This is a genomic window from Streptomyces sp. NPDC050448, assembly GCF_040655295.1.
GTDB lineage: Bacteria > Actinomycetota > Actinomycetes > Streptomycetales > Streptomycetaceae > Streptomyces.
Window position 1 is genome coordinate 89,083 of sequence record NZ_JBFAJR010000028.1, and the last position, 16,911, is coordinate 105,993.

General features: G+C 72.2%; 15 protein-coding genes. 13 read left to right on the forward strand and 2 right to left on the reverse strand.

Annotated features, from left to right (window positions below):
• Positions 1–33 precede the first annotated feature (33 nt).
• The 6 genes from truA (at position 34) to glmM (ending at position 6,604) form a co-directional block, all read left to right on the forward strand.
• Positions 34–885 (forward strand): tRNA pseudouridine(38-40) synthase TruA, encoded by an 852-nt coding sequence (truA, locus tag AB0I68_RS28045; protein ID WP_363180135.1) that lies wholly within the window; start codon positions 34–36, stop codon positions 883–885.
• 44 nt (positions 886–929) lie between these two features.
• Entirely contained in the window at positions 930–2,558 is a 1,629-nt protein-coding gene (locus AB0I68_RS28050; RefSeq protein ID WP_363180136.1) for an ATP-binding cassette domain-containing protein, read from the forward strand.
• A gap of 63 nt (positions 2,559–2,621) precedes the next feature.
• Entirely contained in the window at positions 2,622–3,878 is a 1,257-nt protein-coding gene (locus tag AB0I68_RS28055; protein ID WP_363180137.1) for a glycosyltransferase family 87 protein, read from the forward strand.
• Positions 3,879–4,110: 232 nt separating this feature from the next.
• Entirely contained in the window at positions 4,111–4,554 is a 444-nt protein-coding gene (gene rplM, locus AB0I68_RS28060) for a 50S ribosomal protein L13 (protein WP_069921533.1), read from the forward strand.
• Between the two features lie 42 nt (positions 4,555–4,596).
• Positions 4,597–5,112 carry a 30S ribosomal protein S9 gene (rpsI, locus tag AB0I68_RS28065; protein WP_030230680.1) on the forward strand — a complete coding sequence of 172 codons (516 nt, stop codon included), beginning with the start codon at positions 4,597–4,599 and terminating at the stop codon, positions 5,110–5,112.
• 133 nt (positions 5,113–5,245) lie between these two features.
• The gene (gene glmM, locus AB0I68_RS28070; protein ID WP_363180138.1) at positions 5,246–6,604 is read left to right on the forward strand and encodes a phosphoglucosamine mutase; all 1,359 of its coding nucleotides are present in this window, start codon (positions 5,246–5,248) and stop codon (positions 6,602–6,604) included.
• 143 nt (positions 6,605–6,747) lie between these two features.
• Here glmM and AB0I68_RS28075 read toward each other — a convergent pair whose 3' ends face one another.
• Positions 6,748–7,695, reverse strand: coding sequence for a DUF389 domain-containing protein (locus AB0I68_RS28075; protein WP_363180139.1), 948 nt, complete (start codon positions 7,693–7,695; stop codon positions 6,748–6,750).
• 25 nt (positions 7,696–7,720) lie between these two features.
• A complete protein-coding gene (gene coaA, locus AB0I68_RS28080; RefSeq protein WP_363180148.1) occupies positions 7,721–8,713 on the reverse strand; it encodes a type I pantothenate kinase in 993 nt (330 codons plus the stop codon).
• Between the two features lie 507 nt (positions 8,714–9,220).
• Between coaA and AB0I68_RS28085 the strand changes: the two genes are divergently transcribed.
• From AB0I68_RS28085 to tsaE, 7 genes are all read left to right on the forward strand, one after another.
• A complete protein-coding gene (locus AB0I68_RS28085) occupies positions 9,221–10,006 on the forward strand; it encodes a hypothetical protein (protein WP_363180140.1) in 786 nt (261 codons plus the stop codon).
• A gap of 108 nt (positions 10,007–10,114) precedes the next feature.
• Positions 10,115–11,962: a glutamine--fructose-6-phosphate transaminase (isomerizing) gene (glmS, locus tag AB0I68_RS28090; protein ID WP_363180141.1), complete on the forward strand. Its 1,848-nt coding sequence runs from the start codon at positions 10,115–10,117 to the stop codon at positions 11,960–11,962.
• 15 nt (positions 11,963–11,977) lie between these two features.
• On the forward strand, positions 11,978–12,349 hold the full coding sequence (locus AB0I68_RS28095; RefSeq protein ID WP_363180142.1) for a holo-ACP synthase: 372 nt from the start codon (positions 11,978–11,980) through the stop codon (positions 12,347–12,349).
• A 38-nt stretch (positions 12,350–12,387) separates the two neighbouring features.
• Complete coding sequence (locus tag AB0I68_RS28100) at positions 12,388–13,782, forward strand: NAD(P)H-hydrate dehydratase (protein ID WP_363180143.1); 1,395 nt, start codon at positions 12,388–12,390, stop codon at positions 13,780–13,782.
• 160 nt (positions 13,783–13,942) lie between these two features.
• Complete coding sequence (gene alr, locus AB0I68_RS28105; protein WP_363180144.1) at positions 13,943–15,079, forward strand: alanine racemase; 1,137 nt, start codon at positions 13,943–13,945, stop codon at positions 15,077–15,079.
• Between the two features lie 18 nt (positions 15,080–15,097).
• Positions 15,098–16,297, forward strand: a complete 1,200-nt coding sequence (locus AB0I68_RS28110) for an alpha/beta hydrolase (RefSeq protein WP_363180145.1) — start codon at positions 15,098–15,100, stop codon at positions 16,295–16,297.
• Positions 16,233–16,811 (forward strand): tRNA (adenosine(37)-N6)-threonylcarbamoyltransferase complex ATPase subunit type 1 TsaE, encoded by a 579-nt coding sequence (gene tsaE, locus AB0I68_RS28115; RefSeq protein ID WP_363180146.1) that lies wholly within the window; start codon positions 16,233–16,235, stop codon positions 16,809–16,811. Before AB0I68_RS28110 ends, tsaE begins: the two co-directional genes overlap by 65 nt.
• Positions 16,812–16,911 lie beyond the last annotated feature (100 nt).

Sequence of the window (16,911 nt, forward strand, 5' to 3'; positions counted from 1 at the left end):
GGAGTTCTCGAGCCTTCTGAGAGGATCGGTCACGTGAGTGACGAGGTGGAGCCCGGGCACGTCCGGGTGCGGCTGGACCTGTCGTACGACGGCAAGGACTTCTCCGGCTGGGCGAAGCAGCGCGTGCTGCGGACCGTGCAGGGTGAGCTGGAGTCGGCTCTGCAGACCGTGATGCGGCTGCCGTACCCGGTGGAGCTGACCGTGGCGGGGCGGACCGACGCGGGCGTGCACGCCCGCGGCCAGGTCGCGCAGTTCGACCTGGCCGAGGAGGTGTGGGCCGAGCACCACGACAAGCTGCTGCGCCGCCTCGCGGGCCGGCTCCCGCACGACGTACGGGTGTGGAAGGTCGCCGAGGCCCCGGAGGGCTTCAACGCCCGGTTCTCCGCCATCTGGCGCCGCTACGCCTACCGCGTGGGCGACCACCAGGGCGGCGTCGACCCGCTGCGCCGCGGGCACGTCCTGTGGCACCAGTGGCCGCTGGACGTGGACGCCATGAACGAAGCCGCCGCCCCGCTGCTCGGCGAGCACGACTTCGCCGCGTACTGCAAGAAGCGCGAGGGCGCCACGACGATCCGCACCCTCCAGCAGCTGAGCTGGGAGCGCGCCGAGGACGGGATCATCACCGCGACCGTCCGCGCCGACGCCTTCTGCCACAACATGGTCCGCTCGCTGGTCGGCGCGCTGCTGCACGTCGGGGACGGGCACCGGCCCACCGACTGGCCCGGGAAGGTCCTGCGGGCCGCCGTACGGGATTCCTCGGTGCACGTCGTGAAGCCGCACGGGCTCACCCTGGAGGAGGTCGGCTACCCGGCCGACGAGCTGCTGGCCGCCCGCAGCAAGGAAGCGCGCAACATCCGCACCCTCCCGGGCGCCGGCTGCTGCTGACCGGCGCCTTATCCGTTTGGGCGGATCGGCGCCGGGCCTGGACAATGCCCGGCATGGGACATCTCGAAGCCAGCCACCTGGAGTACTACCTTCCCGACGGGCGGGTACTGCTCCCCGACGTCTCCTTCCGTGTGGGGGAGGGGTCGGTCGTCGCCCTCGTCGGGGCGAACGGGGCCGGCAAGACCACCCTGCTGAAGCTGATCTCCGGTGACCTCCAGCCCCACGGCGGCGGGGTCACCGTCAGCGGCGGCCTCGGCGTGATGTCGCAGTTCGTGGGCTCCGTACGGGACGAGACGACCGTCCGGGACCTGCTGGTCTCGGTGGCCCAGCCCCGGCTCCGGGCGGCCGCGAAGGCCGTCGACCACGCCGAGCACCTGATCATGACGGTGGACGACGAGTCCGCCCAGATGGCGTACGCGCAGGCGCTCAGCGACTGGGCCGACGTGCAGGGCTACGAGGCGGAGACCCTCTGGGACGTGTGCACCATGGCCGCGCTGGCCGTCCCGTACGACACGGCGCAGTTCCGCGAGGTGCGCACGCTGTCGGGCGGTGAGCAGAAGCGGCTGGTCCTGGAGGCCCTGCTGCGCGGGCCGGACGAGGTGCTGCTGCTCGACGAACCGGACAACTACCTGGACGTCCCGGGCAAGCGGTGGCTGGAGGAGCAGCTCAAGACCACCCGCAAGACGGTGCTCTTCGTGTCGCACGACCGGGAGCTGCTGTCCACGGCCGCCGAGAAGATCATCAGCCTGGAGCCGAGCCCCATGGGGACGGACGTGTGGGTGCACGGCGCGGGCTTCGGCACGTACCACGACGCCCGCAGGGAGCGCTTCGCGCGCTTCGAGGAGCTCAAGCGACGCTGGGACGAGGAGCACGCCCGCCTGAAGGCGCTGGTCCTGCGGCTGCGCAACCAGGCGGCGAGCAGCCCCGACATGGCCTCGCGGTACAAGGCCATGCAGACGCGCTTCCAGAAGTTCGAGGAGGCGGGCCCGCCTCCGGAGCCGCCGCGGGAGCAGGACATCCGGATGCGGCTCAAGGGCGGCCGGACCGGCGTGCGCGCGCTGACCGTGGAGAACCTCGAGCTCACGGGCCTGATGAAGCCGTTCTCGCTGGAGGTCTTCTACGGGGAGCGGGTCGCGGTGCTCGGCTCGAACGGCTCCGGGAAGTCGCACTTCCTGCGGCTGATGGCGGGCGAGGACGTCAAGCACACCGGTACGTGGAAGCTGGGCGCACGGGTGGTTCCCGGGCACTTCGCGCAGACGCACGCGCATCCGGAGCTGTTCGGCCGCACCCTCGTCGACATCCTGTGGACGGAGGCCGCGAAGCCGCTCGGCGCCGCCATGGGCGTCCTGCGCCGGTACGAGCTGGAGCGGCAGGGGGACCAGCCCTTCGAGAAGCTCTCGGGCGGACAGCAGGCGCGCTTCCAGATCCTGCTGCTGGAGCTGGCGGGCACCACGGCACTGCTGCTGGACGAGCCGACGGACAACCTGGACCTGGAGTCCGCGGAGGCGCTCCAGGACGGCCTGGAGTCGTACGAGGGAACTGTGCTGTGCGTCACGCACGACCGCTGGTTCGCGCGCACATTTGACCGTTTCCTGGTCTTCGGTTCGGACGGTGTTGTGCGAGAGACTCAGGAACCCGTTTGGGACGAACGCAGAGTCGAGCGGAAGCGCTAGGGGACCCCGTCCCCGGTCGGAGTGAGGGGAGGCGTTGTGGGCCTGCGGCCTGGCATCTGGCTCATGAAGTGGGAGAACCACAGCCCCGGCAGCCGGCTGCTCGACTGGCTGCTGCGGCCCGCGTCCCGGCCCTGGCAGCTCGTCTCCCTCGCGGTCGTCCTGGGGATATGCGTCTCCACGAGCCTGCGGGAGAACTGGGGCTCCGACAACGCCTTCGTGGTCAAGGCGGCGCAGACGCTTCTGGCCGGCGGGTCGCCGTACGAGGACAAGCGCTTCCTGTACCTGCCCAGCGCGGTCCTGATGGCCGTTCCCGAGGCGCTGCTGCCGACGCCCGTGCTGCGCTGGAGCCTGCCGGTCGCCATGTCCGGGCTGCTGGGCATCGGGTGGCTGGCCGCGCTGCGGATGTTCTCGGTGCCGCTGCGCTCGCGCTTCGCGGTGGGCGGGTTCGCGGCGCTGGCCCTGGCCTACAAGCCGTACGTGAACCTCGTGCTGATCGGCAACTGGACGGCGATCTCGGCTGCCGCGCTGCCGGTGGCGCTGCTGCTCGCGCACCGGCGGCGCTGGGGGGCGGCCGGGCTGGTCGTCGGGCTGGCGATCGCCTGCAAGCCGATGCTGGTGCCGGTCGGGCTGCTGTTCGTGATCGCGCGGCGGTGGCGGGGGCTGGCGGCGGCCGTACTGGTGCCGCTGGGGCTCTCGCTGGCGGGTGCGCTGCTGATGCCGAGCCCGTCGCTGTTCGTCACCAAGACCCTGCCGTTCCTGTTCAAGGGGCAGGACGCGTACGCGCTGCCCTGGGACGCCTCGCCGATCGCCGTGCTGCCCCGGCTGGGCGTGCCGGAGCCGGTGGCGGTGCTGGTGGCCTTCGCGGGGGCCGGGGCGGGGCTGTGGGCCGCTTGGACGCGGTGGCGGCGCACGGGGGAGGAGACGGACGGGGGAGAGCTGCGGCTCGTGGAGACGGCCTGCATGGTGATGCTCGCCGCATTCCTGGTCTCGCGGCCGTCCTTCGACCACTACCTGCTGGTGGTGCTGCCGCTGCTGCTGGCCTCGGCGGTACGGCCGGGCTCGATGCCCCGCTCGCCCTGGTTCTGGCTGGCCCTGACGCCCCAGGTGGCCCTGATCCCGTGGCCCTCGGAGCTGGCCCACAAGCGGCGCGCCTTCAAGGACTGCGCCACGCTGTGCGGGCTCGCGATCCTGCTGGCGCGTCGTGCGTTGCGCTCAGGTCGGGTTATTCTGGAGCCCGTAACAACTGCGGGGTCCCCACCCAGGACCGAACCGGAGTGCGCCGCGACGCCAGCAGAATCGGCATCGCGGACCGCGTTTTGACCCGTACGGGTCTGCTTGGGTATCCTGCTGGTTTGTTATGCGTATTGGCTTTCTCATTCTCACGTGAAAGGGCCTTACGCCGGTCCACCGGACCGATGACCAGCGGTTCACACGGGTTGCGTCCCCGATGTGAACGAGGGCTGTCGTGATCGTCCGTGGTGACCCTGTCAGGACCTTCCCGTGGGGGCTTGCGCCCTTGGGATACCACCACTGAAGAAGCGAAGGCATACGCGTGCGTACGTTCAGCCCCAAGCCCGGCGACATCTCGCGCCAGTGGCTCGTCATCGACGCCCAGGACGTTGTCCTCGGCCGTCTGGCGACCCAGGCCGCTGCCCTCCTGCGGGGCAAGCACAAGCCGACTTACGCCCCCCACATGGACATGGGCGACTTCGTCATCATCGTCAACGCCGACAAGGTTCACCTGTCCGGCAACAAGGCGACCCAGAAGATGGCGTACCGCCACTCCGGCTTCCCGGGTGGTCTGCGTTCCGTGCGCTACGACGACCTCCTGGCGAACAACCCGGAGAAGGCCGTCGAGAAGGCCGTCAAGGGCATGCTCCCCAAGAACACCCTGGGCCGTCAGATGCTCTCGAAGCTGAAGGTCTACTCGGGCGACCAGCACCCCCACGCTGCCCAGCAGCCGGTGCCGTTCGAGATCACCCAGGTCGCGCAGTAGTTCCGGCCACCCCCTAAGACGTAGAAAATTCTGAGGAGCATCGTGGCCGAGACCACCGCCGAGACCCCCGTCGAAGAGTTCGAGGGCGTCGAGGAGTACACCACCGAGTCTGAGGTTGTCGTCGAGGGCGACTACACCTCCGAGTCCCTTGCCGGCCGCTTCGGCGACCCCCAGCCGGCTGCCGGCCTGGGCCGTCGCAAGAACGCCATCGCCCGCGTCCGGATCGTTCCGGGCACCGGCAAGTGGAAGATCAACGGTCGCACCCTTGAGGACTACTTCCCCAACAAGGTGCACCAGCAGGAAGTCAACGAGCCGTTCAAGCTGCTCGAGCTCGACGGTCGCTACGACGTCATCGCCCGCATCGCGGGTGGCGGCGTCTCCGGTCAGGCCGGCGCCCTGCGCCTCGGTGTGGCCCGCGCCCTGAACGAGGCGGACGTCGACAACAACCGCCCGGCGCTGAAGAAGGCCGGCTTCCTCTCCCGCGACGACCGTGCGGTCGAGCGCAAGAAGGCCGGTCTCAAGAAGGCCCGTAAGGCTCCGCAGTACAGCAAGCGTTAATCTGCGCCTGCTGTTCAGCAACAACCGCCCCGGCAGCACTCTCCGTGCTGCCGGGGCGGTTCGTTTACCGCCACAAGCGGCAAATAGATGTCACAAGCGGTCACAAACGAAGCGTGAACTCGGGAGGACAACAGTGGGACAACTCTTCGGGACGGACGGTGTACGCGGCGTCGCCAACGCGGATCTGACGGCTGAGCTCGCGCTCGGTCTCTCCGTGGCAGCTGCCCACGTACTCGCCGAGGCGGGCACTTTCGCGGGCCACCGGGCGACCGCGGTCGTCGGCCGCGACCCCCGCGCCTCCGGCGAATTCCTGGAGGCCGCGGTCGTCGCGGGCCTCGCGAGCGCGGGCGTGGACGTCCTGCGCGTCGGTGTGCTGCCCACCCCGGCGGTGGCGTATCTCACCGGTGCGCTGGGTGCCGACCTCGGCGTGATGCTCTCCGCCAGCCACAACGCGATGCCCGACAACGGCATCAAGTTCTTCGCCCGCGGCGGCCACAAGCTCGCCGACGAGCTCGAGGACCGCATCGAGGCCGTCTACGACGAGCACCGCACCGGCGCTCCCTGGGACCGGCCCACCGGCGCCGGCGTCGGCCGCGTCTCCGACTATGACGAGGGCTTCGACAAGTACGTCGCCCACCTGATCGCGGTCCTGCCCAACCGCCTGGACGGGCTCAAGATCGTCCTGGACGAGGCGCACGGCGCGGCCGCCCGCGTCTCGCCCGAGGCCTTCACCCGGGCGGGTGCCGAGGTCGTCACCATCGGCGCCGAGCCGGACGGCCTCAACATCAACGACGGCTGCGGCTCCACCCACATGGAGCTCCTCAAGCAGGCCGTGGTCGAGCACGGCGCCGACCTCGGCATCGCGCACGACGGCGACGCGGACCGCTGCCTCGCGGTCGACGCCTCCGGCACGGAAATCGACGGCGACCAGATCCTCGCGGTGCTGGCCCTGGCCATGCGCGAGGCCGGCCAGCTGCGCGGCAACACCGTCGTCGGCACCGTGATGTCCAACCTCGGCTTCAAGCTGGCCATGGAGGGCGAGGGCATCCAGGTCGTGCAGACCGGCGTCGGCGACCGGTACGTGCTCGAATCGATGAAGGAGCACGGTTACGCGCTCGGCGGCGAGCAGTCCGGCCACGTGATCATCCTCGATCACGCCACGACCGGCGACGGCACGCTCACCGGCCTGATGCTGGCGGCGCGCGTCGCGGCCACAGGCCGGTCGCTGGCCGACCTGGCCGGCGTCATGCAGCGGCTGCCGCAGGTGCTGATCAACGTCCCCGACGTGGACCGGTCCCGGGTCGGGACCTCCGCCGAGCTGGCCGCGGCCGTCGCCGACGCCGAGCGCGAGCTGGGCACCACCGGCCGGGTGCTGCTCCGTCCGTCCGGCACCGAGCCGCTCGTCCGGGTGATGGTCGAGGCCGCCGACATCGAGCAGGCCCGCGCGGTCGCCGGGCGGCTCGCGGACGTCGTGAAGTCGGCGCTCGGCTAGATCCGGCCCCCGGCCCGCGCATCGGCTCCTGCATCGGCCCACGCATCGGCCCGCGCATCGGCCCCGCCCTCCCGCAGATTCCGGAGGGCGGGGCCGACTGCGTTCCACGCGCTGGGGCTGGGGCGGCCGGCGCCGCCCGCGCCTCAGGTCTTCGGCCGGCGGACCCAGCGGCCGCGCTGGGTCCGCCACAGCGCTTTCTGCCCGTAGAGGGTCAGGATGCCGGCCAGCATGATCCCGCCCAGATTCAGCAGCAGCTGCTCCGTCGACCCCCACATCTGGGCGAAGTCGCCGTAGCTGAGGGCCAGAGCGGCATTCGCACCGGCCGGGACGGTGGTCACGGAGATCGCGACGCCCACCAGGGCCCCGGACTTGGCGGAGGTCAGGGACAGCACCCCCGCCACGCCCGCGAGCAGCGACACCACGAAGGAGAACGGGTCCGGCTGCCAGATGAAGCCGGTGTTCGGGCGGGGCCGGTCCAGTATTCCCGCGTGGAACTGCCCGATCGCGTCCATCCCCAGGCTGAAGACGGTGGTGGCGACGATCGCCGAGGCGAAGCCGATCAGCAGCGCGCTCAGGGACCGCAGCGCGAGCCGCGGCTCGCGCTGCACCACCGCGGTGCAGACACCCGCGAGCGGGCCGAACTCCGGACCGACCGCCATCGCGCCCACGATCAGGATGGCGTTGTCGAGGGCGACACCACACGCCGCGATCATGGTCGCGAGGATCATGAACGCGACGTACGTGATGGTGAGGGTGGACTCCTCGTGGGTGGCCTCGGTCAGCTGCTCCCACAGCACCGCGTCGGCGGCCTCGCCCGGGGCCTCCTCCTCGGCCGCGTCGGCACGCCGGGACAGCGACAGGTCGATGTTCTCGACGGCGATCGAGCCGTCCTGCTCGATCCCCAGCTCCCGGAGCTCGTGCAGCAGCTCGTCCCCCGCCTCGCGGGCGACGTCGCACAGCACGAGGTCGCCCCGGGGTTCGCGGGCGGCGCCCGGCAGTACGACCAGATGGGTGGTGCCGACCGTCGATTCGATGACCGAGACCACGGCCTCGGTCCGGTCCGCCGGAGTGATCAACCGAAGGTGCAGCATGGCCGCACCTTAGTGGGTGACGGGGTCAGAGCTTTCGGAGGCTGAGCTTCTGCACCTTGTGGTCCGGGCCCTTGCGCACGACGAGGGTCGCGCGGCCGCGGGTGGGGGCCACGTTCTCCAGGAGGTTGGGCTTGTTGATGGTGCGCCACATGGTCTGCGCGTACTCCATGGCCTCCTCCTCGGAGACCTGGGTGTACTTGCGGAAGTAGGAGAAAGGATTCTGGAATGCGGTCTCGCGCAGCTTCCGGAACCGGTTGAGGTACCAGCGCTCGATGTCCTCGGGACGGGCGTCCACGTACACGCTGAAGTCGAAGTAGTCGGCGAGGCCGACGCGCGTGCGGCCGTCCTTGCCCGGGAGGGCCGGCTGGAGGACGTTGAGCCCCTCGACGATCAGGATGTCCGGGCGGCGCACGACGAGCTGCTCGCCCGGGACGATGTCGTAGATCAGGTGCGAGTAGACCGGGGCCGTGACCTCGTCCTTGCCCGCCTTGATGTCCGCGACGAAGCGGGTGAGGGCACGGCGGTCGTACGACTCCGGGAAGCCCTTGCGGGAGGTGAGCCCGCGGCGCTGGAGCTCCTTCATGGGGTAGAGGAAGCCGTCGGTGGTGACCAGTTCGACGCGGGGGTGCTCGGGCCAGCGGGCGAGCAGGGCCTGGAGCAGACGCGCCACGGTGGACTTGCCGACGGCGACGGAGCCGGCGACCCCTATGACGAACGGGGTGCCCTGCTGGGCGCCGTGGCCGTTGCCGGCGTCGCCGAGGAAGGTGTTGAGGGTGCCGCGGAGATTGCTCGTGGCGCCGACGTAGAGGTTGAGGAGGCGGGAGAGCGGGAGGTAGACGTCCCGGACCTCGTCGAGGTCGATGACGTCGCCCAGACCGCGCAGCCGCTCGACCTCGTCGGCGGTGAGGGGGAGCGGGGTGCGCTCGCGCAGGGCGCTCCACTCGGCGCGGGTGAGGTCGACGTACGGGGAGACCTCGGCCCGGCGGTGAGGTCGCTCGGGTCGGTCGGGGCGCTCCATCGCGCTGTCCGGCGTGCTTCGTGGCGGCGAAGTGATCACAGGGCCATTGTCATGGCTCGGGGGCGGTTGTGGGTGGTGTGGTCGGTCACGTGCCGGGGGCCTGCGGCCGGCGCAGCGGTGTTGGCGGGGTGGCGTGCAGTGGTCCGCGTTCCGGTCTCGAGCCGGGCGCGAGCCGGGCGCGAACCGGTCTGGGGCGAGGCTCGGGCAGGCGCTCGGGCAGGGGTCCGGGCGGGCGCTCGGGCGGGGGCTCGGGCCGGGCACGGTTCGGGCGGGGGCGGGGTGTTCCCGGGGCGGCAGGCGGGGAGCGGGGTGGGCGGCGAGGGGAGGTGCGCCGGATCCCGCCGCGATCACGATCGCCGTATGCGGCGGAAAATGCACTGGCAGTGATCGGATCGCCCCGTAGATTTGCTGATCATCGCGGCCTGGTGTGCGCCCTCCTCCGGACGGGCGCAGCTCGGGCTGTCCTGCCGTAGTCGCCGTCGTTGTGTTTTCTGGGGGAGATCCTTCGTGCGTAGCACCCTTGTCCGCCGTGCCGTCCTGACCGCTTCCGCCGTGTCCCTGGCCCTGCTGGCCACCGCCTGCGGTTCCGACAAGGCGGACGACAAGAAGGCGGACGCCAAGCCGTCGGCCGCCGCGTCGTCCGCGGCCCCCGCCGCGGCCGCGAAGGGCAAGACCGACGCGGAGCTCACCGGCCTGCTGGTCACCCAGGCCGAGGTCCCCGGCTACCTGGTCCAGACCGAGGCGGCCACCAAGCTCGCCAAGGTCGACTCGACCGCGGTCACCACCGACAAGGCCGCCTGCAAGGTCCTGGTCCAGTCCCAGGCCCTGCAGAAGGTCGGCACGCCGACCGGCGTCGCCCGTACGGCGCTGGGCGCCAAGCCGAAGGAGCCGGCCGCCAACGCCTCGCCGGAGGAGAAGCTCGAGGCGATCAAGAACGCGCTCGGCATCACCACGACGATGACCGGCCTCTCCTCGTACGACGGCAAGGGCGCGGAGGAGCTGCTCGCCTCCGTCAAGGCGGCGGGCACCGCGTGCGCGGGCGGCTTCAGCGCCACCTCCGAGGGCGACACCACCAAGTACGAGAGCGTCAAGCCCGGCCCGGCCGTCACCGGCGGCGACGAGTCCGTGAGCCTGTCCCTCACCGTCGACCTGTCGGACGGCGACAAGGGCACGATCCTGATCGCCGTCACCCGCAAGGGCTCCACCGCGGCCACCTTCAGCTCGATCAGCCTGACGGGCGAGGCCGAGCACCCGAAGGCGCTGATCGACACCCAGGTCAAGAAGCTCGGCTGAGTCCGGCCGCACCGGCCGTCGACCCCGCTCCGGCGCATTCGCCGGGGCGGGGTTTTCGTCTTGTTCAGGTACCGGCCAGGCGGCCAACTACGGCGTACGCTGCGCCGTATGTGCGGAATTGTGGGTTACGTGGGAGCGCAGTCGGCGCTCGATGTGGTCATCGCCGGACTCAAGCGGCTCGAGTACCGCGGCTACGACTCGGCGGGCGTCGCCGTGCTCGCCGACGGGGGGCTCGCCGCCGCCAAGAAGGCCGGAAAACTGGTCAATCTGGAGAAGGAGCTGGTCGCGCACCCGCTGCCGGCCGGTTCCACGGGACTCGGGCACACCCGCTGGGCTACCCACGGCGGGCCCACCGACGTCAACGCCCACCCGCACCTCGACAACGCGGGCCGGGTGGCCGTCGTACACAACGGCATCATCGAGAACTTCGCCGCGCTGCGCGCCGAACTGACCGAACGCGGGCACCGGCTGGAGTCCGAGACGGACACCGAGGTCGTCGCGCACCTGCTGGCGGAGCGGTTCGACGCCGGCGGGGATCTCGCGGAGGCCATGCGGCAGGTGTGCCGGCGGCTGGAGGGCGCGTTCACGCTGGTCGCGGTGCACGCCGACGCACCGGACGTGGTCGTCGGGGCACGCCGGAACTCCCCTCTGGTGGTGGGCGTTGGGGAGGGTGAGCACTTCCTCGCCTCGGACGTGGCCGCGTTCATCGCCCACACCCGGTCCGCGATCGAGCTGGGGCAGGATCAGGTCGTCGAGCTCCGCCGCGACGGGGTCACGGTGACCGACTTCGGCGGTGCGCCCGCGTCCGTGCGGGCGTACCACGTGGACTGGGACGCCTCGGCGGCCGAGAAGGGGGGATATGACTACTTCATGCTCAAGGAGATCGCCGAGCAGCCGAAGGCTGTCGCCGACACCCTCCTGGGCAGGATCGACGCGAGCGGCTCGCTGAGCCTGGACGAGGTGCGCATCCCCGTCTCGGTGCTCAGGGAGGTCGACAAGGTCGTGATCGTGGCGTGCGGTACGGCGTACCACGCGGGCATGATCGCGAAGCTGGCCATCGAGCACTGGACCCGCATCCCGTGCGAGACGGAGCTGGCGAGCGAGTTCCGCTACCGCGACCCGATCCTGGACCAGCGGACGCTGGTGGTCGCGATCTCGCAGAGCGGCGAGACCATGGACACCCTGATGGCGCTGCGGCACGCGCGCGAGCAGGGGGCAAAGGTGCTGGCCATCTGCAATACGAACGGGTCGACGATCCCGCGCGAATCGGATGCGGTGCTGTACACGCACGCCGGTCCGGAGGTGGCCGTCGCCTCGACCAAGGCGTTCTTGACACAGCTGGTGGCCTGCTATCTGGTCGCGCTGTACCTCGGGCAGGTTCGGGGTACGAAATGGGGCGACGAGATCGAGGCGGTGATCCGAGAGCTGTCCGACATCGCCGCGGCCGTGGACACCGTACTGGAGACCATGGAGCCGGTACGGGAGCTGGCGCGGTCGCTGGCGGACAAGGACACCGTGCTGTTCCTCGGGCGGCACGTCGGGTACCCGGTGGCCCTGGAGGGCGCGCTCAAGCTCAAGGAGCTCGCGTACATGCACGCCGAGGGCTTCGCGGCGGGCGAGCTCAAGCACGGCCCGATCGCGCTGATCGAGAAGGACCTGCCGGTGGTGGTGGTCGTGCCGTCGCCGCGCGGGCGCTCCGTGCTGCACGACAAGATCGTGTCGAACATCCAGGAGATCCGGGCGCGCGGGGCGCGGACCATCGTGATCGCGGAGGAGGGCGACCAGGCGGTCGTCCCGTACGCCGACCACCTGATCCGGATCCCGGCGACGCCGACGCTGCTGCAGCCGCTGGTGGCGACGGTGCCGTTGCAGGTCTTCGCCTGCGAGCTGGCGACGGCGCGGGGGAACGAGGTGGACCAGCCGCGTAATCTCGCGAAGTCGGTGACGGTGGAGTGAGCGAAGCGAGTTGACGTGGTGATTATCGGTGTGGGGATCGACGTTGCCGAGATCGAACGGTTCGGGGAGGCGCTGGAGCGCACGCCGAACATGGCTCAGCGGCTGTTCGTCGACTCCGAGTTGACGCTGCCGAGCGGCGAGCGGCGCGGGATCGCCTCGCTCGCCGCCCGGTTCGCGGCCAAGGAGGCAGTCGCCAAGGCGCTCGGCGCGCCCGGCGGGATGCTGTGGACCGACGCCGAGGTGTACGTCGAGGAGACCGGGCAGCCGCGGGTGCGGGTGTCGGGGACGGTCAAGGCCAGGGCGGTGGCGCTGGGCGTGAAGTCCTGGCACGTCTCCCTGAGCCACGACGCGGGCATCGCCTCGGCCGTGGTGATCGCCGAAGGGTAGGCGAGAGGCAGGGCCGTCTTTTCGGGCACGCTGGTGCCATGCGTACTGCTTACAGCGTGGAGACCGTACGGACCGCCGAGCGGGAGCTGATGGCCCGGCTGCCCGAGGGCGCCCTGATGCAGCGGGCGGCGGCCGGGCTGGCCGCCGTCTGCGCGGGCCTGCTGCGCCGGGTGTACGGGGCGCGCGTGGTGCTGCTCGTCGGACCCGGGGACAACGGCGGCGACGCGCTGTACGCGGGCGCCCGGCTGACCCGGCGCGGCGCCGGGGTGACGGCGGTCGCGATGGATCCGCAGCGGGTGCACGCGGGCGGGCTGCGGGCGCTGCTGGCCGCCGGGGGGCGGGTGGCGCAGGGCGTTCCCGGGCGGGCGGACCTCGTACTGGACGGGCTCGTCGGCATCGGCGGGCGCGGCGGGCTGCGGCCGGCCGCGGCGGCGCTGGTGGAGCAGATCCCGGCCGGCGCGGTCGTGGTCGCGGTGGACCTGCCGAGCGGGGTGGACGCGGACACCGGGGAGGTGGCCGGACCGGCCGTCCGGGCCGATGTCACGGTGACCTTCGGGGCGTACAAGCCGGGGCTGCTGATCGACCCGGGGGCCTCGCGCACGGGCGCGGTGCGGCTGGTGGACATCGGGCTGTCGCTGCCGGAGCCGGACGCGGAGGCGCTGCAGCACGCCGATGTGGCGGAGCTGCTGCCGGTGCCGACGGCGTCGAGCGACAAGTACCGGCGGGGCGTGGTCGGCATCGTCGCCGGGTCGGCGCAGTACCCGGGCGCGGCGGTGCTCGCCGTAGCGGGGGCGCTGCGGGGCGGCGCGGGTGCCGTGCGGTACGTCGGGCCGGCGGCGGACGCGGTGCTGGCGCGGTACCCCGAGACGCTGATCGGGCGGGGCCGGGTGCAGGCGTGGGTGGTCGGTCCGGGGCTGGGGGAGGGCCGGGCGGCGGAGGTCGCGAAGGCCCTGGCGGACCCGGTGCCGGTGCTGGTGGACGCGGACGGGCTGCGCGGGCTGGACCCGGCGGTGCTGCGGGCCCGGCCGGCCGAGACCCTGCTGACCCCGCACGCGGGGGAGGCGGCGGCGCTGCTGGGGGTGTCCCGGGAGTCGGTGGAGTCGGCCCGGCTGTCGTCCGTACGGTCCCTGGCGGCGCGGTACGGGGCGACGGCCCTGCTGAAGGGCTCGACGACGCTGGTGTCCCGCGGCGGCGGCCCGGTCCGGGTCAACCCGACGGGCACCCCGTGGCTGGCGACGGCCGGCAGCGGCGACGTCCTGTCGGGCCTGGCGGGCTCCCTGCTGGCCTCGGGCCTGTCGGCGGCCGACGCCGCTTCGGTCGCGGCGTACCTCCACGGCCTGGCGGGGCGCCGGGCCGCGTCCGGAGCGCCGCTCCTCGCCCAGGAGATCGCGGAGTCCCTCCCGGAGGTCTGGCGCAGCACCCGCCGGCCCTGACACCCCCGTCGCCCCTGACACCCCGCCACCCCCGCCCGCGGAGGCAGGTATCCGGGTCCCGGGGCGCCCGGAGTGGTCCCAATGGAGTCAAATATGTTGGTATGCGGGGCGGGGACGGCGGTCGCGCAGGCCAGGGCCGGGCTCTGAGAGACTGGGGGCGATGAACGAGACACCGACGCGCGTGTACGCCGAGATCGATCTGGACGCCGTACGGGCGAACGTACGCGCACTGCGCGAGCGGGCACCCGGGGCCGAGCTGATGGCCGTCGTCAAGGCGGACGCCTATGGCCACGGCGCGATCCCCTGCGCCCGCGCGGCCCAGGAGGCCGGTGCCACCTGGCTCGGAACCGCCACCCCCCAGGAGGCGCTCGCCCTGCGCGCCGCCGGGATCGGCGGGCCGGTCATGTGCTGGCTGTGGACCCCCGGCGGGCCCTGGCAGGCGGCCGTCGAGGCCGACCTGGACATCTCCGTCAGCGGGATGTGGGCCCTCGACGAGGTACGCAAGGCCGCACACGCCGCCGACCGCCCGGCCAGGATCCAGCTCAAGGCCGACACCGGCCTCGGCCGCAACGGCTGCACGCCCGCCGACTGGGCCGAGCTCGTCGGCGCGGCCGTCGCCGCCCAGGCCGAGGGGACCGTCCGGATCACCGGCGTCTGGTCCCACTTCGCCTGCGCCGACGAGCCCGGCCACCCCTCCATCGCGCTCCAGCTGGCGGCGTTCCGCGACATGCTGGCGTACGCCGAGAAGGAGGGCGCCCGGCCCGAGGTCCGGCACATCGCCAACTCGCCCGCGACCCTGACCCTGCCCGAGAGCCACTTCGACCTCGTGCGCTGCGGCCTCGCCGTCTACGGCGTGTCCCCGGCCCCCGAGCTCGGGACCTCCGAAGAGCTCGGCCTGCGCCCCGCCATGACCCTCAAGGCCTCCGTGGCGCTGGTCAAGGCCGTGCCCCCGGGCCACGGGGTGAGCTACGGACACCACTACGTCACCGAGGGCGAGACGAACCTCGCCCTCATCCCGGCCGGATACGCCGACGGCATCCCCCGGCACGCCTCCGGCCGCGGACCCGTCTCCGTCGGCGGGAAGGTCCGCCGCGTCGCCGGCCGCGTCGCCATGGACCAGTTCGTCGTCGACCTGGGCAGTGACCTGGTACGGGCCGGGGACGAGGCCGTCATCTTCGGCACCGGCGAGCACGGCGAGCCCACCGCCGAGGACTGGGCTCAGGCGGCACACACGATCGCCTATGAGATCGTCACCCGTATCGGGGTGCGCGTTCCTCGGGTCTACCTGGGCGGCTGAGGGCTGAGTGAGGACGGCGTGAGCGAGAACTGGCGCAAAGCCGGCTGGGCCGGCGCCGCGATCGGCGTGATAGCCGCAGGCGCGGCTGCCGGGGTCGCGGTCGAACGGATCACGGTCGGGCGCGGCATGCGCCGCAAGGCGCGCCTCGCGCTCGACGCCACCGGCGACTACGGGTCCCTGCGCGGGACGCCGGGAGCCTGCTACGCCGAGGACGGCACCGAGCTCTACCACGAGGTCGACGAGCCGTCCGAGGGCCCGAAGAAGCGGCCCCGGCTGCGCCGCAAGGGCCCGGCCGCCCCGACCGTCGTGTTCTGCCACGGCTACTGCCTCGCCCAGGACTCCTGGCACTTCCAGCGCGCCGCCCTGCGCGGACTGGTCCGCGCCGTGTACTGGGACCAGCGCAGCCACGGCCGCAGCGCGCGCGGGTTCTCCCAGGCCGACGGCGAGCGCGTGACCATCGACCAGCTCGGCCGCGACCTGAAGGCCGTCATCGACGCCGCCGCGCCCGAGGGCCCGCTGATCCTGGTGGGTCACTCGATGGGCGGCATGACCATCATGGCGCTGGCCGAGCAGTTCCCCGAGCTCATCCGCGACCGGGTGATCGGCGTCGCCCTCGTCGGCACCTCCAGCGGGCACCTCGACCAGGTGACGTACGGGCTGCCCTCGGTCGGGATGGGGGCCGTACGCCGCATCCTGCCGCCCGTGCTCAAGGCCCTCGGCTCACAGGTGGAGCTGGTGGAGAAGGGGCGCCGGGCCACCGCCGACCTCTTCGCGGGAATGATCAAGATGTACTCGTTCGGCGCCCCCCGCGAGGTGGACCCGGGCGTCGCGCGCTTCGCCGAGCGGCTCATCGAGGCCACTCCGATCGACGTGGTCGCCGAGTTCTACCCGGCCTTCCAGATCCACGACAAGAGCGCCGCCCTCCAGCGGTTCGCCGACATCCCCGTCACCGTCATCGCCGGCGACCGCGACATGGTCACCCCGGCCGCGCACAGCCAGGCCATCAAGGACGCGCTGCCGGCCGCCGAGCTGGTGGTCCTGGAGTCCGCCGGGCACCTGATGATGCTGGAGTACCCCGAGACGGTGACCGGGCTGCTCGCCGACCTGCTGGCGCGCACCGGTGCGGTGCCCACAGCGACTAACGTTGGCGGGCATGGAAGAAGTACCGCTGGAAGCGCCGCGAGCACCGCACAGCCAGGCACCGCAGCAGGGAGCTGAGGCGGCCGACGCCGAGGCCCGCGTCACCGTCGACTCGCCCGAGGCCATGCAGGAGCTGGGCCGCACCCTCGCCGGCCTGCTCCGCCCCGGCGACCTCGTCCTGCTGACCGGGGAGCTCGGCGCGGGCAAGACCACGCTGACCCGGGGCCTGGGCGAGGGGCTGGGCGTACGGGGCGCCGTCACCTCGCCGACCTTCGTGATCGCCCGGGTGCACCCCTCGCTGCGCGGCGGTCCAGCGCTGGTGCACGTGGACGCGTACCGGCTCGGCGGCGGGCTGGACGAGATGGAGGACCTGGACCTCGACGTCTCGCTGCCCGAGTCCGTGGTCGTCGTGGAGTGGGGCGACGGCAAGGTCGAGGAGCTCTCCGAGGACCGGCTGCACGTGGTGATCGCGCGGGCGGTCGGCCACGAGGAGGTCCTGGACGACGTACGGGAGGTCTCGGTGCGCGGGGTCGGCGCGCGCTGGTCCGGGCCGGACGCGCTGGCGGTCCTGTCGGCGGCGCCGGTGCGCTAGGGGGTGTCCGGCGGATCAGGCCCGGGCCCGGGCGCGCCGACCCCGCGCACCGAGACCTCCCGGACGTCGTCCAGGACCTCCTCGTGGCCGAGCGCCCGCG